Annotated in this window: 22 protein-coding genes; all 22 read right to left on the bottom strand. The window is 33.2% G+C overall.

The features are described 5' to 3' along the window. Position 1: 1 nt before the first annotated feature. On the bottom strand, positions 2-823 hold the full coding sequence (locus N4A40_16825) for a 2-oxoacid:ferredoxin oxidoreductase subunit beta (GenBank protein MCT4663519.1): 822 nt from the start codon (positions 821-823) through the stop codon (positions 2-4). 2 nt (positions 824-825) lie between these two features. Then, complete coding sequence (locus N4A40_16820) at positions 826-1,956, bottom strand: 2-oxoacid:acceptor oxidoreductase subunit alpha (GenBank protein ID MCT4663518.1); 1,131 nt, start codon at positions 1,954-1,956, stop codon at positions 826-828. Continuing rightward, complete coding sequence (locus tag N4A40_16815; GenBank protein ID MCT4663517.1) at positions 1,949-2,155, bottom strand: 4Fe-4S binding protein; 207 nt, start codon at positions 2,153-2,155, stop codon at positions 1,949-1,951. The genes N4A40_16820 and N4A40_16815 overlap by 8 nt, the downstream gene beginning before the upstream one ends. Positions 2,156-2,385: 230 nt before the next feature. Then, complete coding sequence (locus N4A40_16810) at positions 2,386-3,789, bottom strand: oxaloacetate decarboxylase subunit alpha (GenBank protein MCT4663516.1); 1,404 nt, start codon at positions 3,787-3,789, stop codon at positions 2,386-2,388. A gap of 15 nt (positions 3,790-3,804) precedes the next feature. After that, positions 3,805-4,386, bottom strand: coding sequence for a methyltransferase domain-containing protein (locus N4A40_16805; protein MCT4663515.1), 582 nt, complete (start codon positions 4,384-4,386; stop codon positions 3,805-3,807). Then, the gene (locus tag N4A40_16800) at positions 4,379-4,729 is read right to left on the bottom strand and encodes a hypothetical protein (protein ID MCT4663514.1); all 351 of its coding nucleotides are present in this window, start codon (positions 4,727-4,729) and stop codon (positions 4,379-4,381) included. The genes N4A40_16805 and N4A40_16800 overlap by 8 nt, the downstream gene beginning before the upstream one ends. A gap of 142 nt (positions 4,730-4,871) precedes the next feature. Beyond that, entirely contained in the window at positions 4,872-5,582 is a 711-nt protein-coding gene (locus N4A40_16795; protein ID MCT4663513.1) for an rRNA pseudouridine synthase, read from the bottom strand. A 9-nt stretch (positions 5,583-5,591) separates the two neighbouring features. Beyond that, entirely contained in the window at positions 5,592-6,143 is a 552-nt protein-coding gene (scpB, locus tag N4A40_16790) for an SMC-Scp complex subunit ScpB (GenBank protein MCT4663512.1), read from the bottom strand. Between the two features lie 12 nt (positions 6,144-6,155). Continuing rightward, the gene (locus N4A40_16785; protein ID MCT4663511.1) at positions 6,156-6,884 is read right to left on the bottom strand and encodes a segregation/condensation protein A; all 729 of its coding nucleotides are present in this window, start codon (positions 6,882-6,884) and stop codon (positions 6,156-6,158) included. Between the two features lie 9 nt (positions 6,885-6,893). Continuing rightward, on the bottom strand, positions 6,894-7,526 hold the full coding sequence (locus tag N4A40_16780) for a site-2 protease family protein (GenBank protein MCT4663510.1): 633 nt from the start codon (positions 7,524-7,526) through the stop codon (positions 6,894-6,896). Between the two features lie 39 nt (positions 7,527-7,565). Then, a complete protein-coding gene (locus N4A40_16775) occupies positions 7,566-8,894 on the bottom strand; it encodes a pyrimidine-nucleoside phosphorylase (protein ID MCT4663509.1) in 1,329 nt (442 codons plus the stop codon). Further along, positions 8,895-9,722 carry a purine-nucleoside phosphorylase gene (locus tag N4A40_16770; protein ID MCT4663508.1) on the bottom strand — a complete coding sequence of 276 codons (828 nt, stop codon included), beginning with the start codon at positions 9,720-9,722 and terminating at the stop codon, positions 8,895-8,897. Between the two features lie 20 nt (positions 9,723-9,742). Continuing rightward, the gene (locus tag N4A40_16765) at positions 9,743-10,555 is read right to left on the bottom strand and encodes a purine-nucleoside phosphorylase (GenBank protein MCT4663507.1); all 813 of its coding nucleotides are present in this window, start codon (positions 10,553-10,555) and stop codon (positions 9,743-9,745) included. Between the two features lie 135 nt (positions 10,556-10,690). Then, positions 10,691-11,515 carry a tyrosine-type recombinase/integrase gene (locus tag N4A40_16760; GenBank protein ID MCT4663506.1) on the bottom strand — a complete coding sequence of 275 codons (825 nt, stop codon included), beginning with the start codon at positions 11,513-11,515 and terminating at the stop codon, positions 10,691-10,693. Beyond that, a complete protein-coding gene (locus tag N4A40_16755) occupies positions 11,508-12,059 on the bottom strand; it encodes an NUDIX hydrolase (GenBank protein ID MCT4663505.1) in 552 nt (183 codons plus the stop codon). Before N4A40_16755 ends, N4A40_16760 begins: the two co-directional genes overlap by 8 nt. 8 nt (positions 12,060-12,067) lie before the next feature. Then, positions 12,068-12,304 carry a hypothetical protein gene (locus tag N4A40_16750; protein MCT4663504.1) on the bottom strand — a complete coding sequence of 79 codons (237 nt, stop codon included), beginning with the start codon at positions 12,302-12,304 and terminating at the stop codon, positions 12,068-12,070. Continuing rightward, a complete protein-coding gene (locus tag N4A40_16745; GenBank protein MCT4663503.1) occupies positions 12,267-13,031 on the bottom strand; it encodes a PilZ domain-containing protein in 765 nt (254 codons plus the stop codon). The genes N4A40_16750 and N4A40_16745 overlap by 38 nt, the downstream gene beginning before the upstream one ends. An 89-nt stretch (positions 13,032-13,120) precedes the next feature. Then, positions 13,121-13,678, bottom strand: coding sequence for an ATP-binding protein (locus N4A40_16740; protein MCT4663502.1), 558 nt, complete (start codon positions 13,676-13,678; stop codon positions 13,121-13,123). Between the two features lie 113 nt (positions 13,679-13,791). After that, a complete protein-coding gene (locus tag N4A40_16735) occupies positions 13,792-14,535 on the bottom strand; it encodes a YebC/PmpR family DNA-binding transcriptional regulator (GenBank protein ID MCT4663501.1) in 744 nt (247 codons plus the stop codon). 138 nt (positions 14,536-14,673) lie between these two features. After that, positions 14,674-15,066, bottom strand: a complete 393-nt coding sequence (locus N4A40_16730) for a CoA-binding protein (GenBank protein MCT4663500.1) — start codon at positions 15,064-15,066, stop codon at positions 14,674-14,676. A 15-nt stretch (positions 15,067-15,081) separates the two neighbouring features. Continuing rightward, positions 15,082-15,729, bottom strand: a complete 648-nt coding sequence (locus N4A40_16725; protein MCT4663499.1) for a YigZ family protein — start codon at positions 15,727-15,729, stop codon at positions 15,082-15,084. 32 nt (positions 15,730-15,761) lie between these two features. Beyond that, positions 15,762-16,071 (bottom strand): hypothetical protein (locus N4A40_16720; GenBank protein MCT4663498.1); only part of this gene is annotated, 310 nt, incomplete at its 5' end.

The following is a 16,071-nucleotide window of genomic DNA, read 5'->3' as shown; positions in this document are numbered from 1 at the left end:
TCTATCTCTCCTTTTGGAATCTATTGATCAGTTGCAAATATTCTTCAGCATATTCTGGCTGAGGTCCATTAAACATTTCTCCAATTAAAATCTTTCCTTTAAGTTCTTCTGCTTCCATCTTTTCAGCTTTCTCGACTCTAACTGCAGCATCTTTTAAGAAATTCATCATATCAACAGCGCTACCTTTTTTATTTTTACGTCCATAATAAGTTGGACAAACACTAACCGCTTCGACTAGAGAAAATCCCTTGTTTTGGATACCCTTCTTGATAAGACTAGACAATAAATCTACATGGTATACAGTCGATCTACCAGAATAAGTAGCTCCTGCACCTATTGCCAGGTTACAAAGATCAAAATTTCTATCAATATTTCCGTATGGAGCTGTAGTTCCTTTTTCATGAGTTGGTGTAGTAGGTGAATATTGTCCACCAGTCATACCATATATATTATTATTAAATACAACAGTTGTAAGTCCGATATTTCTTCTGCACGCATGTATTAAGTGATTTCCGCCTATAGCCGATGCATCTCCATCACCTGTAAGTACTATGACCTCAAGCTCGGGATTTGCAAGTTTTAAGCCAGTAGCAAAAGCAAGAGCTCTACCATGAGTTGTATGAAGTGTGTTGAAATTCATATATCCTGAGGCTCTTGAAGAACAACCTATCCCAGATACTATACATACCTTGTCAGTATCTAATCCTAAATCATCTATAGCCTTCATCACAGATCTCATTACTATACCGTGTCCACAGCCTGGGCACCAAATGTGAGGTAATTTTTCCATTCGAGCATATTTTTCAATCAATTGACTAGTCATTATTACATTACCTCCTTGATTTTCTCAACAATTTCAGATGGCTTGAACAACTCTCCATTAACTTTTCCAAAACCAAATACTTCATTTTCAGCTACACGCTCTACTTCTCTTAAATATTGTCCTTTATTCATTTCTACTACCAAATATTTACTAACTTGCTTACTCATTTCAACCAATTCATCTTCTATCAATGGCCAAATAGTAATAGGTCTAAGAAGTCCTACCTTATATCCGTCTTTTCTCATTATATCTACTGCACTTTTGGCTGCTCTAGCACTTCCGCCATACGCAACTACTACCAATTCAGCATCATCTGTTTTATATGCTTCATGTTCACAAATATCATCTTTATTCATTTCTACTTTATCAACTAACCTAGTTATCAAATCTTCAGCTATTGTTCCATCATTACTAGGAAATCCATCTATACCATGAGACAAACCAGTCACATGGAACTTGTAACCGCTTCCGAACGGTGCAATAGGAGGTACCCATTCATTCTCTTTAACCTCATACGCTCTATAATTTTCTGGCGACACTTCTGGAGTTTTTCTATCTATAATTTCAATATCTGACGCATCAGGTATTTCTATCTTTTCTCTCATATGCGCAATAGTTTCATCCATCAAAAGTATTACTGGTGTTCTATACTTTTCAGCTAAATTGAAAGCTCTAATTGTAAGATCAAACGTTTCTCTTACAGAAGAGGGTGTAAGTGCTATTACAGGATGGTCTCCATGAGTTCCCCACTTAGCTTGCATAACTTCGCCTTGTGCTGGAGATGTTGGCAACCCTGTGCTTGGACCCCCTCTTTGAACATTTACGACAACACATGGAATTTCAGTCATACACGCATAACCAAAATTCTCCTGCTTTAGAGAAAATCCTGGACCACTAGTAGCTGTCATTGATTTAAGTCCAGCAAGTGAACCGCCAATAGTAGCAGCCATTGCTGCTATCTCATCTTCCATCTGTATAAATTTACCACCAATTATAGGTAACTTTACTGAAGATAACTCAGCAAGTTCTGTCGATGGTGTAATAGGATATCCAGCAAAAAATTTCATTCCAGCAGCTAAAGCACCTTCAACACAAGCTTCATTTCCTTGCATTAATCTCTTATTCTTATTCATGGTCCATCTCCTCCAAATAAATAGCATAGTCTGGACATCTCTTTTCACAAAGTCCACATTTGATGCAATCGGTTTCATTCGCTATACAGACTTTTTCCTTATCAATTGTCAAAACTTTCTTTGGACAAAAAGCTACACAAATACCACAGCCTTTACACCAATCTTTTCTTACTACTAATTTTTTATTTTTCGTAGACATATGCGTCCCCCTCACATTTGAATACAGAAATTAGCAAAATTTCAAACCCTTCTCTAAGCTAATTGCTATATAATAAGTATCTTCATCTTGATAATAACAAAATAATTCAACTTTTGCAATTTTTGTTTCATTTTTTTAAAAACTTCGTTTTTTTCTTGCATTTATGTGTTAATAAAAAAATACTACTCTTGATTAGAGTAGTATTTTAGTTACTTTAATATATTTTGAAATTAAACAGGATATGTTTCGTCGTCATCATCAAGATATAACATTACCTCATCAACTTGATATTTTTTTACTTTTCTCTCCTTGAAAAACTTTTCCGCAACTTGTGGGAATAATGCATACGACAACACATCTTCGTCCTGCTCTATATATTCTTTTATGGCTTCTCTGAATTCATCTAATTGGGGTTCTAATAAATCTGCTGGTCTTCCTGTGTATATCTTTTCATTACCAACAATTCTTTTTATAAATTCAGAATCCATATCTGTAGTAGGTCTTCCATAAAGCCCCTTAACATAATTTTTTATTTCATTCGGAATAACCTTATATCTCTCACCCATTATTATGTTGAAAACAGCTTGTGTTCCAACCATTTGACTCATTGGAGTAACCAACGGCGGATAGCCTAAGTCTTTTCTAACTCTAGGAACCTCTTCAAGAACATCCTCCAATTTATCTAATTTCCCTTGATCTTTAAGCTGTGATACTAAATTAGAAAGCATTCCTCCAGGCACTTGATAAAGTAGCGTTTTAATATTTATACCAAGAACTTTTTGATTAATTTGCCCACTGTCTTCAGCTTTTTGTCTAATCTTTCTAAAATAGTCTGCTATCTCATTTAATTTATTCAAATCAAGGCCTGTATCATACGGTGAATTATGAAGAGATGCAACCATAGCTTCTGTCGCTGGTTGGCTGCTGCCATTTCCAAATGGTGAAAGAGCTGTATCTATTACATCTGCTCCCGCCTCCACAGCCTTCATATACATTTGATTTGCTATACCACTTGTAAAGTGTGAATGAACCTGAACTTCCAAGTCTGTATTTTTCTTTATTGATTTCACTAATTTTTCAGCATCATATGGCAACAATATTCCAGCCATATCTTTTATACATATAGAATCTGCCCCCGCATTTTCATATGATTTCGCCTTATTTACGTAGTACTCTATATTATGAACGGGACTAGTAGTATATGAAATAGCACATTGAGCATGCCCACCATATTTTCTCGTAGCCGATATCGCTGTCATCAAATTTCTTTCGTCATTTAATGCATCAAATATTCTTATTATATCAATTCCATTTCCAATAGCTCTTTTTACAAATTCCTCAACTACATCATCTGGATAATGTCTATAACCTAATATATTTTGCCCACGAAGTAGCATTTGTAATTTTGTATTTGGAATAGCTTTTCTAAGTTCTCTAAGTCTATCCCAAGGATCTTCATTTAAAAATCTGAGACAGGCATCAAACGTAGCGCCTCCCCAAACCTCTAATGAATGGTATCCTACCTTGTCTAACTCTTTTGCAATAGGTAACATATCCTTAGTTGTCATACGAGTCGCCATTAACGACTGATGAGCATCCCTAAGTATCGTTTCTGTAATCTTCACTCTATCCATTAATCCTCACCCCTATTATTGGTTGCCTCTTTCTATTAAATAAACGAAAGGAGGCATATTAATCTGATTAATTACTTCAAGCTTCATCACGCTAAAATCAATTTGATCTAAATTAGATAAGTAACTAGTTAAGCCCGTTGCTTCTTCACTCCCCGCCTCGTGTCCTGGATAAACTACAATTGCTAACAAACCATTTCCGTCTAATTTCTTCAAAACTTTAGAAATAGCCTCTTTGGTTGTACTCCATTTTGTAGTCTTTTCATGATCACCTCCTGGCAAGTATCCTAAATTAAATATAGCAAACGAAATGGCTTCATTGATATACTCATCTAAGTTTTGATGACCATCACAAATCAACTCGTAATTGTCACAACTCAAATCACTATTAATGAGCTTTTCTCTTGTTTTTTCTATAGCTTCTTCTTGAATGTCAAATGCATATAGTTTAGAATTTGGCATAAGGTTTTGAGCAAGCTTCAATGTATCGTGCCCATTTCCCATAGTTGCATCAACTGCAACAAGTGCATTTTTGGAATATTTCTCTATTATTTTCCTAGAAAAATCGGTTGCACGAGTAACCACTTCATACTTACTCATGACTGCACCCCATTTCAAAAAAAGATTTTATATCACATTGTCTGTTTTCAGTAAAAAATTTCAATGGCTCAAATATTGACTCATATAGAGCAGTAACTCTAGCCTTTTTAATTCCCATATTGATAGCTTGATTTAATATTGCTCTCATAAGGCCATCTACTTCAGTAAGCGAAAGTTTCTCATCATCTAATTTATTTATGAAAAGAACATCACCATCAATATCTGCACTTATGAAACCTCTTAAAATACCATTTTCCTCTAAACCATAGATTATATCAGCATTTCCAGCATCAATATTATACTCTTCAATTTGATTTTCTGTCATTCTTTGAATTATAACCATAGCTTCACCTCTTTTATCTAACTAACTTAATTATATACCAATACTAGTATTTATCTAGGATATTAAGTATTTTTAAGAAATATCTAGTTTATATAATAAAAAAACTAACCAAAGATTTATTATCTAAGGTTAGTTTACATATCTACTTTTTATTTAAGAATTCAACTTCAGTTTTTGTAAGATGTCTCCACTTTCCAGGTTTCAGGTTTTCATCTAAATTAATGATACCAATTCCACGTCTTTCTAATGTTAAAACATCATGCCCTATTGCTGCACACATTTTTCTAACTTGACGATTTCGGCCTTCTCTAATAACAATCTCTACAACAGAATTCTTTTCAAATTTTTTGATAGTCTTGATGCTAGCTTTACTAGTTTTCTTTCCATCTATCAAAAGACCTCTCTCGAAAGATTTTTTTTCAGCATTTGTTATAAAACCTTTTATCTTTGCCCAATAAATCTTCTCAACCTTATGTTTTGGATGAGTCAACTTATTTGCAAAATCACCATCATTAGTCAACAGAAGCAATCCACTTGTATTATAATCCAATCTACCTATTGGATAAATTCTTTGCTGTATTGTTTCAAAAAAATCAAGTACAGTTGGTCTGTTAAACTGATCTTTAGATGTCGTAACATATCCAACCGGTTTATTAAGCATTATATATACTTTTTTCTGTTCTTGTTTAAGCACTGAATGATTGTACTCAACTACATCTTTATCAGGGTCTATCTTAAATCCAAGTTCTTTAATTATTTTTCCATTAACCTTTACTTTTCCCTCTTGAATGAGCACCTCACTTTTTCGTCTAGATGCTACACCACAAAGTGCCATAAATTTTTGTAATCTCATAATTATCTCCTAGCTATTATTTTCTAATTCTTCTTCTACTTCTTTGGGTTCTACCTGCCTTATCTCTGGAAGTTCATCTATTGTCTTTATTCCAAAATACTGTAAAAAGTAATCAGTAGTTCCATACAATATTGGCTTTCCTATTTTTTCAAGTCTGCCAACCTCATGAATTACCTCTCTATCCAATAATGATTTAAGAGCTTTATCACTTTTAACGCCTCTAATATGATCAATTTCAGACTTTGTAATAGGTTGCTTATATGCAATAATCGACAAAGTTTCCAATGATGCATTTGACAAGCCTTTCTTTTTTTCTGGAACATATAATCTACTTACCCAAGAATGCAACTCCGGTTTAGTTGAAATTTGATAGCAGTTATTATGCTGCAAAATCTGCAATCCTTTATCTCCATTTTGATAATTCAGCATCAGCTCTTCTAACACTTTTTTTGTTTCCTGTGGCTTAATCTCCAAGACTTTAGAAATCTCTCTATAATCTAGTGGTTCTCCCCAAGTAAACAAAAGTGCCTCTACAATCGATTTAAGCTTTTCGTTGCTCATTGATTTCACTCCTTATACTGCCTTAATACTAATCTCTCCAAAATTTTCTTCTTGAAATATTACAATCACTGATAATTTTATGAGTTCTAACACTGCCAAAAAGGTAACTATCAATGCAGTTTTAGAGCAATAACCTTCAAATAATTCTTCAAAAGTTTTTTCCCCATGTTCTCTTACCAATGTTTTTATCTTTTCCATAGCTTCTTCTATTGTGATTTCATCTTTTTGTATAGTTCTCATAGGCTGTTCTTCTTTTGCCGTATTCTCATACTTGTCCATAATTTTACTAAATGCATAGTATATATCATATAGTTTAACATTTTCAAGTATCAATTGCTTTCCATCTTGTTCTAACTCTATTTCTTCTCTAGGTTTGTAATAAACTAATTGTTGTAAATCCTCTTTTTGCTTTAATTCATCTGCTGCCAATTTGAATCTTTTATACTCTACTAATTTTTGTATCAATGCCTCTCTAGGGTCTTCAATTTCTTCATTTTCTATATCTTTCTGCACTTTTGGAAGCAACATTTTTGACTTTATTTCAATAAGAGTTGCTGCCATAACTATAAATTCACTTGTTATCTCTAAATCTAGTTTTTTCATTTGTTCTAGATAATCTAGATATTGATCTGTAATCTTGTAAATCGGAATATCATATATATCTAATTCATGCTTCTCTATCAAGTGAAGCAACAAATCCATAGGACCTTCAAATATCTCTAAGTTAATTGTATAGTTCATCATTTACTCCTAAAATATTATATTCGATATAAATAAGTTAATAGCACCATTTACTATAGGTGAAAATATAGTTCTAAAAACTCCTAAATACATAAATAATACTAATATAACCATAGAATATCTCTCATATTGATAAAACTTATACTCTAATTTATCTGGCAACATACTGGCCAAAATTTTAGAACCATCTAACGGTGGTATAGGTATAAGATTAAATAATCCAAGTGAGATATTATAAATTAAAAGACTTGACATAAAATTAAACATAATATCATTACTAAAGAAAAATTCAATCTGAGCATTGTATGCAAACCTAAATATTAAACCTGTAATTACAGCTAATATAAAATTCGACATTGGCCCTGCAATTGATGTAAGTGCTATACCAAGTTTTCTATTCTTGTAATATCTAGGATCAATAGGTACTGGTTTCGCCCATCCAAACTTAAAAAATAAAAGCGCAAAAAACCCTATAGGATCAATATGTGCAATCGGATCTAATGTAAGCCTTCCCTGATTTTTGGCAGTCGGATCTCCAAGTAAATATGAAGCTAATCCATGTCCTAGTTCATGAAATGTCAGTGCTAATAATAATGCAGGTAGCCCCATAAGTAAATTAAGCATCTCTTGCATATTTGGCATAAACCTCATCTCCTCTCAACTTAAAAAAAGAAGCTATCATTATGATAGCTTCTTAATACCATCCTTGTCAACTATACCATAAATTAAGTGATAATTTTCATGCGGTTTATCGCTTAATTTTATGATTTCTGTCATTTTACCAACTACTTCATCAGCTTTCGCTTCATCATTAGCATGGATATAGGCGAGTACATCACCTTTTTTAACTTCATCGTTAACTTTTTTATTTAATATAATTCCTGCAGCTAAGTCAATTACACTTTCCTTAGTCTCTCTACCCGCACCAAGTACAAGAGCACATTTTCCTACAGCTTCAGCATTCATTTTGTTTACAAAACCATCTTTTTGAGCTACTACTTCTTTGACTATAGAAGCAGAATCAAATAATTCGTAATTATCAACAAAGTCTACATTTCCACCTTGTGCTCCTATGAATTCTTTGAATTTAGCAAGAGCTGAACCATCTTCTAACACCTTCTCTAGCATTGCTCTAGCATCTGAATCATTGTCAACTTTCTTTCCTAATAACAATAATTTTGATCCCAAAGTCATACACAATTCATGAAGATCTTTTGGTCCATTTCCTTTTAGTGTCTCAATAGCTTCTTTTACTTCTAAGGCATTTCCAATCGCAAAACCTAATGGTTCATCCATGTTAGAAATAATACCAACTGTTTCTCTATCCATATTATTTCCAATTCTAACCATTGCACTTGCCAATTTAAATGCATGATCTAAGTCTTTCATAAACGCTCCAGATCCAACCTTAACATCCAATACAATCGCATCAGAACCAGATGCTAACTTTTTGCTCATAATACTACTTGAAATAAGTGAAATATTATCAACTGTAGCTGTTACATCACGAAGAGCATAAAGTTTCTTATCAGCAGGAGTAATATTAGCTGTTTGACCTGCTACGGCAACTTTAACTGTATTTACATTTTTTATAAACTTTTCTTTACTCATTTCTATAGATAATCCTTCTATAGACTCAAGTTTATCTAAAGTTCCTCCAGTATGACCTAATCCTCTACCAGACATTTTGGCAACAGGTAAACCACAAGCAGCTACTAATGGAGCTAACACTAACGTAGTCTTATCTCCTACTCCACCAGTACTATGTTTATCTACTTTTATTCCTTCGATAGATGTAAGATCTATTTGCTCACCTGATCTAAGCATTGCGTCAGTTAGGTAAACAGTTTCCTCGTCGTTCATTTTCTGGAAATATATAGCCATCAAAAGAGCAGAAACTTGATAATCAGGTATTTCTCCCTTTGTATATCCCTCTACAAAATATTCTATTTCAGCCTTTGTTAAAGCTTGTCCATCTCTTTTTTTCCCAATAATATCAACCATTCTCATTTACAAAGTCACCTCTTTTAAGATCCCTCTAATCAAATTAACAAATTTAGGACCTGTTTCTTTTGCAACACGTAAAACTTCTTCGCCACTAATAGATTCTATTTCTTCTGCAATAGCCATATCTGTTACACAAGAAATACCTAATACATTCATACCGCTATGATTTGCTACGATAACCTCTGGTACAGTACTCATTCCTATAGTATCTCCACCTAATGTTCTAAGCATCTTTAGTTCTGCTCTTGAAAAATAATAAGGTCCGCTAATCGCAGCATATACACCTTCTTTTAAATCAAGATTTTGTTTTTTCGCTACATCAAAAGCCACTTTTTTAAGTGATACATCATATGCATGTGACATATCTGGAAATCTTGGGCCAAATTCTTTGTAATTTTCCCCTATTAAAGGATTGTCTCCCATGAAGTTAATATGATCTGATATAACCATAAGCGCTCCAGCATATAAATCCGAATTCATTCCTCCACATGCATTTGTAACTATCATATTATCTATTCCAAGTTCTTTCATAACACGGACTGGAAAAGTAACCTGCTTCATAGTATATCCTTCATAATAATGAAATCTACCTTGCATAGCAACTACATTTTTCCCTTCAAGCTCGCCTACAACAAGTTGTCCCTTATGCCCCATAACAGTAGACACTGGGAAATTAGGAATTTCATCATAAGATATTGTAATTGCATTTTCAATCTCATCAGCTAGTGGACCTAAACCAGAACCCAAAATCATCAAAATTTCCGGTTTTATATTGATTTTCTCATCAATATAACTTGCCGCTTGCTTAATTTCTTCTAGATACCCTGCCATACTAAGTCCTCCATATATAATTATAATTTAGTAGTTATAGTTCTAACCAGATTAATAAAGTTTCCTTTTACTCTCTCAGTAGTCTCTATTACTTCATCATGAGCTAGTGGTTGATCTAATATACCAGCAGCCATGTTTGTAATACAAGATATACCAAGAACTCTCATACCCATATGAACAGCTGCAATAACTTCTGGAACAGTACTCATACCTACTGCATCTGCACCTAAAGTCTGTGCCATTCTTATCTCAGCTGGAGTTTCATAAGTTGGACCTGTAAACCACATATATGTTCCTTCTTTGATTTCTAATCCCAAGTCCTTAGCACATTCTCTAGCAATATCGCAATAAGCTGGATCATAAGCATGTGACATATCTGGGAATCTTGGACCAAGTTCATCGAAGTTTTTACCCATCAATGGATTATTAAATGCAAAATTTATATGGTCCGTAATAAGCATCAAGTCCCCTGGTACATAAGACTTATTTGAACCACCTGCAGCATTTGTAACAACCATTTTTTCAATTCCCATTTGTTTCATAACACGAACTGGAAATACTACGTCTTGGATATCATATCCTTCGTAATAGTGAAATCTTCCCTGCATAACTAGAACCACTTTTCCTTCCAATTCACCAATAACTAATTGGCCTTTGTGTCCTTCTACTGTAGACTTTGGAAAATGAGGAATTTCTTCATACTTTACAATAGTTGGATTCTTGATTTCATCTCCTAGCACACCCAAGCCAGAGCCTAAAATCATACCGATTTCTGGTTTTTGAGAAATTTTACCCTCAATAAATTTACTTGCTTCAATTATTCTCCCTAACACCTAAACATCCTCCTTTATCAATTAATAATGAGTTGCCTTCAAGAAGCAACTCATTATCATTATACTATAGTTCTATTCTATTTTACAATATCTTTCAAATCATAAATGTAACAAAGGTCACTATTATACATAATTTTAACTAAGTGCTGAATAAAAATTTTCTAATATTGACAAATCAGAATAACCCATAATCTTTTTTATTTCAACTGGTGAAAGTTCTTGTTTTATGAGTTGAACTACACAAGTATTTCTTAAAAGTCTCGGATTTAAGTCTCTATCTATTACTTCACCATATTTTTTTACAAGTTTCCAAACCCCCTGCCTCGTATAAGGTGCTTTTCTTTTGCTATAAAAAAGTGCTCTATTTGGAGATAAACTAGAATCTAAAGACTCCCAATATTTTTCTAAAATATTTATTGTATTTGTACTTAATTTTATATATCTGAGATCTTGTGTAGTCTCTACTTTCAAAAAACCCATTTGAGTATTCAAATCTTCTATCTTCAAATTCGTTATTTCAGTAGCTTTAAGACCTAAATGAATCATCAAGTAACAAATAGTATAATCCTTTAATTCCTTATTCTTCGACAAATCAAAACTTGATAGCAATTTACTTATTTCCTCTTCTTCAAGATATTCCAGAGTTTTTTGATCCATCTTCGGTGGTTTCATGCCAAATGTGGGATCTTTTTTTACATGACCTTGATGTATCAAGTACTGAAAAAAACCCCTAATTGCAGAAAGACTCCTCGCTATAGTAGCATCAGAAAAATTTTGATTTTGTAAATACATCATATAAGTAAGTACCGATGTATCGCTAGCTGAAATCAAACTCTGATGCTTAGATGTCAGATATGCTTCGAATTTTTTCAAATCAGTTACATAAGACTGCACTGTATTTCGACTTCCGCTTCCTTTTTCTTGTAAATGTCTCTGAAACGCTAGTATATAATCATTCAACTTCATCGCCTCTCTTCAACATATTAAAATAATGCATTAATGCTATTGCTGTTTTAGCATCCCCAAATAAACCTTTATACACTCTTTCCTTAGCCTCTTCCATAGGAATTAACTTCACATTTATAAATTCATCAAAATCTCTGTGTGCCTCTACTTTGGTAAGTTTGTCAGCTAAATAAAAATAAATCTTTGCATCGCTAAAATGTGGTAACATATGATAATCACAAAGATACTTCATATTTTTAGCTTTATAACCAGTTTCTTCTTCAAGTTCTCTGAAAGCACAATCATAAGGATGCTCATTTTTTTCAAGCTTACCAGCAGGCACTTCTAACAACTCCATATCTACCGCTTTTCTATATTGTTCTACTAAAATCAATTCATTATCACTTGTAACGGCAACTATTGCAACAGCTCCAGGATGTTCTATTATATCCCGAGTCGCTTCTTTGCCGTTTGGAAGCAAAACTGTATCTTTTCTATATTTCAAATAATCTCCCTGATAAATTTCTTCAGAAGATAAAGTCTTTTCAACTAATTTCATCAATATACCTACTTTCTGATTGATTTTAAAACTATATCTAAATTCTCATAAATTTTATTTACCTTGTAATCTGACGATTGCTTTTCTATTGAAATTTTGAATTTTTGTTCTAAAAATGCAGGATCTACTTTTAGTTCCTCGCTCAATTTTTTAAGATATTTAGCTGGAATTGGTTTTTTTCCAAATACCCATGGGGTAAGCTGCGTTTTAAGGGATACGCCTAGCTTTTGTGCCAAGTTTTGCATACTTAAATTGTCTTCCCTTATTGCGTACTCCAAACCTGTAAGCGTAATCACTATAATCCTCTCCTCGCTCATTTTTTACTCTTTTCTTTCTCAGTATTCTCTGTCTTTCAAATATATGATGTATCAAGTGTTCTTTTTCATAACGACCTAAGTCGACAAACTCTGCGCAAACAATGTACTCATATTCACTGTGTTTTTCAGTCTTATTTTCAACGCAGCGAACAACTCGGCCCCTTAATTTTATTGCAAACTTTTCTTCATTCATTGAAAAATTGACATTATCTTCTATATTATAAAATTGATTTGTATAGAATTTAAGACCCCCACCGCTTATATTTATTGTAAGTACCGTCTCCTCTTCTCCAGTATGTTCATCATGCCTAATAAGTTCCCATTCATCCCTAAGTCTATAATGCTTTCGTATTTGAATTTTTTTTATTTCACCTAATCTTTTTATCTTCAAGCATTTAACATTATTTTCCATGACATGATCAGAAACAACAGCATCAAACATGTATATGCCACTATCACCTCTTAAATATTCAATTTTAACCTTTCTTCCTATAGATATCATTACATACTCAGTCTGCACAATGGGACAAGTTACTAATATCTCATCTTGCGATTCATTAAAGTCTTCAAGCTGTGATTCGTGAAAATTTTCAGACAATTCATTCGAATTGTATATACGAATAGTTTCGCCTAATTGCAATTTTTTCTTATCCATATCATCACCCTGTTTACATAATATATTTATTATCTTTATTTTATCATAAAAGCAAAAAAAAGTACACCTAATAGGTGTACTTAAAATCATTATTTTGCTTCATTCAAATAATCTTGAACCTGCTGTGCACGCTCTTTCGTGTTTCCTGATAGAACTTCAAATGGTATATTTTCTGATTTTAGGAAAACCAGAATAGCTTCATCGACTTGCTTAGCTATTTCCTCATCCTGCCATCTTACTCCATCTTTTTCATAACCAAACTCTCTTGGTAAAAAGAATATATGATCATATTTTGGAATATCTTCTAAAGCTAATATATACAAATCTTTTAGAATCTCAATTTCCTTTTTCGTTCTCTTCTTGTCACCAAGCATAAATCTCCCATAAATATATGGGACAAAAGTTGCATAATCAGTAAGAGCAATGTCAAAATCAGATAACTCTTCCTCTAATCTCTTTTGACCTAAATATATGCCATATTGCTCAGCAATAGTTTCAATCATACCTTTTTCTTTTAAATAATCAGTTGAATATTCTAAGGCAAAACCAACATTTTCACCTTCAATTTTCATGTCAACATAAAGTTGCTGAATTAATGTTGTTTTCCCACAACGTGGGCCCCCTAAAATTGCTATACGCTTTGTCATCTACATCCACTCCGTTCGATAGAAATACCTATATAGTATACTATATAGATTGATATTAAAGCAAGGGGTTTACGAATATTTTTATCAAAAGTCTAAAAAATAATCGTCATTTGCTACTCTAAATCATCAGGCATATCCCAGTTGTGATAAATTTCCTGAATATCATCATTATCTTCCATCATATCAATCAATTTCAACATGTTTTTGTGATGCTCTTCTGGTAGCTCTTGGTAATTTTGAGGTAAATAAGCGATTTCAGCTTTTTCAAAAGAATATCCTTCTGCCTTTAAAGCATCTCTTACTTCTCCAAATGAACCTTGCTCAGCTGTTATTTCAAAAAAGCCATCATCAACATCTACATCGTCAGCACCAGCCTCTAATGCAACCATCATGATTTCATCCTCTTCTACATCCGGATAATTTTCTCTGTCGATAACTAATACCCCTTTGTGATCAAACATAAACGAAACTGAACCTGATGTTCCTAAGTTTCCACCACATTTAGAGAAATAGTGTTTAACATCTGCTACTGTTCTATTCTTGTTATCTGTCAAGCATTCCACTAATACTGCAACTCCACCAGGGCCATAACCTTCGTATGTAATTTCTTCATAGTTTACGCCTTCAAGATCTCCTGTACCTTTTTTGACAGCTCTATCAATATTATCATTTGGCATATTTGCTGCCTTTGCTTTTTCAATTGCATTTTTAAGTGCATTGTTGTATTCAGGATCGCCTCCGCCATCTCTAGCTGCTACTGTGATATATCTCGCTAGTTTGGTAAATATCTTTCCTCTTTGGGCATCTGCTTTTCCCTTTTTATGCTTTATTGTAGACCATTTATTATGTCCTGACATATGATCCCTCCTTAACAATTTCCACCCTAAATAATAACACACCTACTAATTCTTTTCAATACTTAACTGGCAGTGTGCAATATATTCTATTTAAAGCACATCAAAAAAGCACCCTCAAAAGGATGCTTGAATAAACTATCATTTTAGTTCTGCATATACACATTCATGATAAACAAATTTCAAATCAGTACTTTCTGCTTTATCTAATACGTCTTCATCTAAACTCCCCGGCTGAAACCATGCGTACTCTATTCCTTGTTTTTCAATTTCATCTAATAGCAATAGAGAAATTTTAGGGTTTACTATAACATTAACCACTTCTACCTTTTCAGGTAAATCAGCAAGTGTTTTGTAAATTTTTTCACCTTCTATTTCACTATATTTGGGATTAACTCCATATACATTATAACCTCTGTCTCTTAAAAGTTTCCAAATTTTATATCCAAATCTCTCTTTGTTTTCTGTTACACCCACTATAGCCCAAATTTTTTTGTCGAGCATTTCTTTCTTGTACTTTTCAAATAAATCCATATTAGCACCTCCAAATTATATGATCACTTTATTGTCAACTATATTGTAATAATTTTCGTCTAATACTTCATAATCAAATTGTCCTTGAGTCCACTCAGCCATGAGCTTATTCAAATTTTCTATTTCATCTTCTTTGCTAAGAAGCACAACCTCAACCACTTCAGAGTAATTCTTTCTAGCTAATAAAATATCTCCTTTTTCGATTTCATAATCTACTTTACCAAGAAGGCTATAATCAAGTTTGTACTTTACCGCGTACAATTTTACTTTTTCAATAATTTTTGCTGCTTCTAGCCCAGCTTTCGCACCTTTTGTATACGCTCTAACCAACCCACCAACGCCAAGCTTTACGCCTCCAAAATACCTAGTAACCACTACTACAACATTTCTAAGATTTTCTTTTTTCAATACCTCTAGCATAGGCACTCCAGCCGTACCACTAGGTTCTCCATCATCATTGCACCTTTGCACCTTGTTATTTTCACCAACGACATACGCAGGAACATTATGAGTAGCATCTCTGTGTTTCTTTTTAATATGCTCTATAAATTCTAGAGCCTCTTCTTCCGTCTCTATTGGCTTAGCATAACCTATAAATCTCGACTTCTTTATTTCTATTTCATCACTAGCTTCTTCTAATACTGTTCGATACTGTGCTTCCATGCATATCCTTCTTTCTAAAATATCTTAATTCACTATATAATTGCTTTATCTGCTGAATTCTTATCTTTCAAACTTTCCTTCAATATTTTTCTTTCTTGAGTGTAAGTCAGTTTTTCTAATGCATCTTTAACTCCATAAAATCCCGCATTTTCTCTACCCTTCACTTTCGTCAAAGTAAAACTTTCTTCTAGTGTCTTCGCTTCATACCAAATAACGGTATTGCACATTGGAACTTCCCGACTCACAGAATAAAACTCATAAACACTATCTCCTATGTGTTCCTTTAGAGCTATTTCCATCTTAAAATATTGCCAAAACAAATCAACATATATATTTTTACTA

It is taken from the genome of Tissierellales bacterium (genome assembly GCA_025210965.1).
Lineage (GTDB): Bacteria > Bacillota > Clostridia > Tissierellales > JAOAQY01 > JAOAQY01.
This window is presented reverse-complemented; position numbering and strand designations above follow the sequence as displayed.